Source organism: Micromonospora sp. M42 (assembly GCF_000568915.1).
GTDB lineage: Bacteria > Actinomycetota > Actinomycetes > Mycobacteriales > Micromonosporaceae > Micromonospora > Micromonospora chalcea.
The window spans coordinates 1,271,793-1,275,114 of the sequence record NZ_KK037233.1 but is presented as its reverse complement, the minus strand read 5'-3'; the positions used below and the strand labels follow the sequence as shown (position 1 = coordinate 1,275,114).

General features: G+C 72.2%; 5 protein-coding genes. 4 read left to right on the top strand and 1 reads right to left on the bottom strand.

Annotated elements, in window-relative coordinates:
• The 4 genes from MCBG_RS05590 to MCBG_RS05570 form a co-directional block, all read left to right on the top strand.
• Window positions 1-464: nucleoside/nucleotide kinase family protein (locus tag MCBG_RS05590; protein ID WP_043324467.1), on the top strand; the 464-nt coding region annotated here is incomplete at its 5' end.
• A gap of 182 nt (window positions 465-646) precedes the next feature.
• The gene (locus tag MCBG_RS05585; protein ID WP_043324464.1) at window positions 647-1,045 is read left to right on the top strand and encodes a TraR/DksA family transcriptional regulator; all 399 of its coding nucleotides are present in this window, start codon (window positions 647-649) and stop codon (window positions 1,043-1,045) included.
• Window positions 1,046-1,092: 47 nt separating this feature from the next.
• Window positions 1,093-1,962: a DUF72 domain-containing protein gene (locus MCBG_RS05580; protein ID WP_043324461.1), complete on the top strand. Its 870-nt coding sequence runs from the start codon at window positions 1,093-1,095 to the stop codon at window positions 1,960-1,962.
• 296 nt (window positions 1,963-2,258) lie between these two features.
• Entirely contained in the window at window positions 2,259-2,687 is a 429-nt protein-coding gene (locus MCBG_RS05570) for a DUF2267 domain-containing protein (RefSeq protein ID WP_043330183.1), read from the top strand.
• Window positions 2,688-2,764: 77 nt separating this feature from the next.
• Here the strand turns inward: MCBG_RS05570 and MCBG_RS05565 are convergent.
• On the bottom strand, window positions 2,765-3,322 hold a 558-nt coding region (locus tag MCBG_RS05565; RefSeq protein ID WP_084789417.1), incomplete at its 5' end, for a PIG-L deacetylase family protein.

Sequence of the window (3,322 nt, the reverse complement as noted above, 5' to 3'; positions counted from 1 at the left end):
GGCCGGTGCTGCACGTACGCGCCGACGACTTCCTCCGCCCCGCCTCGGTCCGCCTGGAGCACGGCCGCACCAACCCCGACGCGTACTACGAGGGCTGGCTCGACGAACCCGGACTGCGCCGCGAGGTGCTCGACCCGGCCGGCCCCGACGGCTCAGGCCGGCTGCTGCCGTCGCTCTGGGACGCCGCCGCCGATCGGGCCAGCCGGGCCGCGTACGTGGATCTGCCGCCCGGCGGGGTGGTAGTGGTCAGCGGCGCGCTGCTGCTCGGCGGCGCGTTGCCGTTCGACGTCACGGTCCACCTCGTGCTGTCCCCGGCGGCGCTGGACCGGCGTACCGACCCGGCGCTGCGCTGGACGCTGCCCGCCTTCGCCCGCTACGCCGACGAGGTCGACCCCGCGTCCTTCGCCGACGTGGTGGTCCGGGCCGACGACCCGCGCCGCCCCGCGCTGGTCGAGGCGGCCTGACCAGCGGCTACGGACTCACCGGAAACACTCAGGAAACAGCCGGTTTGGCCCGCCGTGGGCGGGGGTAATCGCCCGGCTCACAGAGCACGGGTGATCTCGTCGCCCGCGCATCCACAGTCGGACCGGGGTCCGGGGCGCTGGCCGCCCCGGTCCGGTATGAGGACGTAGGAAGGCAGGCAGCGATGCTCGTCCACGACACGACAGCCACCGGCCGCTCCCAGGCGGAGGTCGACCAGATCCGGCAGTCCCTGCGGTCGCGGTACGACGAGCTGACCGCCGAGTACGAGCAGACGCTGGCGCAGAGCCACGTGCTGCGGCTGGTCGAGGTCGGCGACACCGCCGGCGACGACCAGGCCGACAGCGGCACCAAGACCGCCGAGCGGGACACCGCGCAGTCGCTGCTGCGCACCATCCTGGACCGGCGGGCGCAGTTCGAGCACGCGCTGACCCGCCTGGACGAGGGCACCTACGGCTTCTGCGAGGGCTGCACCGCCCCGATCCCGGTGGAGCGGCTGGAGATCTTCCCGTCCGCCACCTCCTGCGTGGCCTGCAAGCAGACCCGGGAGCGGCGGGCGGCCTGACGCCGATGCGGTTGCCGGTCGGTCCGCCGACGCGATGAACTCCTGCCATGGGTGAGATCAAGGTGGGCACCGCCTCGTGGACCGACCGGACGCTGCTCGACTCCGGCTGGTATCCGGACAGCGCCGACACGCCGGAGCGCCGGCTGTCCTACTACGCCCGGCAGTTCCCGCTGGTCGAGGTGGACGCCACCTACTACTCGCCGCCGGCCGAGCGCACCGCCCGGCTGTGGGCCGAACGCACCCCGGCCGGGTTCACGTTCAACGTCAAGGCGTTCAGCCTGCTGACCGGCCACCCCACCCGCGTCTCCGCGCTCTACAAGGACCTGCGCCCGGACACGGACAAGCGCAACGTCTACCCGGACGACCTGCCCGCGCAGGCGTACGAGGAGGTGTGGACGCGGTTCCTGTCCGCCCTGGACCCGCTCGTCGACGCGGGAAAGCTGGGCGCGCTGCTGTTCCAGTTCCCGCCCTGGTTCACCATCAAGCGGGACAACAAGCAGTACCTGCTGGAGGTGGCCCGCCGGTGCGCGCCGTTGCGCCCGGTCTTCGAGTTCCGGCACGCCTCCTGGTTCGACGGCGACAACGCCGAGGAGACGCTCGGGTTCCTGCGTGAGCACGCGCTGCCGTTCGTCTGCGTGGACATGCCGCAGGGACACAAGTCGTCAGTCCCGCCGGTGCTGGCCGCCACCGCGGACCTCGCGATGGTCCGCTTCCACGGGCACAGCGACAAGTGGACCAGCAAGGACATCCACGAGAAGTTCGGCTACGACTACTCGAAGCGGGAGCTGCGCGACTGGGCGCCGAAACTGCGCGAGCTGGCCGGCGAGGCCGAGCAGACACACGTCCTGATGAACAATTGCTATCGGGACTACGCGCAGCGCAACGCCACCACACTCGCCGACCTGCTGGACGCCTGAGCCGGCCTCACCCGCTCCGGGTGAGGCCGGCTCACCCGTCCGCGCCGCAGCATGACCGTGGACGCGCTCCGCCGGCCGGGCGGAGGCGCCGCGACGAGGAGGTGGGTCATGACGGTACGGGTGGTGGCGGATCGGCGCCGCGGTGGCGTACTGCACGTGGTCGGCAGCTCCGAGGCGCCTCGGCGGGCCGAACGGGCCGGCCGGTTCCGTCCGACCCGGCTGTGGCGGGGGCCCAGCGGACCGCCGCGCCGCGCCGAAGACCGACGCTGGGAGACCGACGCACGGGGGTGATCCCGATGGCCGAACAGATGTTGTCCGCGTTCGAGTCCTCGCTGGACAAGACGAACGTGATCCTCAAGGAGATCGAGTCCGCGTACGGCTGGCCCAAGGAGCAGCGCAACCAGTCCTACGCCGCGTTGCGTACGGTGCTGCACCTGCTGCGGGACCGGATGCCGGTGCAGGAGAGCGTCGAGTTCGCCCAGCAGTTGCCGGTGCTGGTGCGGGGCGTCTACTTCGACGGCTGGCAGCCGGAGAACGTGCCGATCAAGCTGAACCGGGACGACTTCCTCTACGAGGTGCGCCAGGGCTTCCCGTACGACGCCGAGGGCGGCGCGCAGCGGGTGGTGCAGGTCGTGCTGGACACGTTGCGCCGGCACGTCACCCAGGGCGAGTGGCAGGACGTGAAGTCCACCATGCCGAAGGATCTGCGTCAGCTCATTCCCTGACCCGGCGCTGGCCCGGCCCGTCCCGCCCCCTCGGCGGGGCGGGCCGACGGCGTCCCGACCAGGAACATCGCCGCGCCCTACTGAAGGTTGATCTGGAACACCTCGAACGTCGCGCCGAACCGCGCGCCGAGCCGGCGCCCGGCCGGCCGGGCCATGCCCTCCAGGAACTCCTCGGCGTCGAAACCGCCGTCGCCGAGTCCGGTCAGGTACGCCCCGTGCGCCCGCAGCGACGCCACGCCCTTGTCGAACGTGTCGGTCACGTCCACCCCGTGCCGGGCGGCCGGCGACCCGGCCGCCCACACCTCGCGGACCCGCGACCACGGCTGGATGCCGTCGGTGAGCTGCTCCGGGAAGATCCACCGGTTGCCGGCGTCGCGGACCGCGTCCAGCGTGGCCCGGCCGCAGGCGATGTGGTCGGCCTGGTTCAGCGCGTACGCCCCGTCCCAGGTCTCCCGGAAGTTGTTCGTCAGCACCACGTCCGGCCGGTACCGGCGCACCACAGCGGCGATGGCGCGGCGCAGCGGCACGCCGTATTCCAGCAGCCCGTCGGGCAGGCCGAGGAACTCGACCACTGACACCCCGACCACGGCGGCGGAGGCGCGCTGCTCCTCTTCCACATACCACCCGGGCGCGCT